Here is a 226-nt window from a genome sequence, read left to right as displayed (position 1 = left end):
GCTTTGCAGCTGAGCGTGTGATTAGAGAAGATGAGCAAGGTTTTGTAGTTTCACATGGAGACCATGCCCACTATTTCTTTAAAAAAGATTTATCAGCAGAACAGATCAAGGCAGCACAAGAGCATTTGCATGGGCATGTCCAAACAGAAGTTCCAAAAGATAATCATAATACTCATAAAGAAAATGAAGCGAAACACGAGCATCATGAAGATGAACATGATCATGG

At 39.4% G+C, this 226-nt stretch carries 1 protein-coding gene; it reads left to right on the top strand.

Going from position 1 to position 226, the window contains the following annotated elements; all coding sequences use genetic code 11:
• Positions 1–226, top strand: a 226-nt coding sequence (locus HMPREF2728_RS05055; protein ID WP_186822191.1) for a pneumococcal-type histidine triad protein, incomplete at both ends; no start/stop codon positions are given.

Origin of the sequence: Streptococcus sp. HMSC061D10, from assembly GCF_001808865.1 — a bacterium.
Lineage (GTDB): Bacteria > Bacillota > Bacilli > Lactobacillales > Streptococcaceae > Streptococcus.
This window is presented reverse-complemented; position numbering and strand designations above follow the sequence as displayed.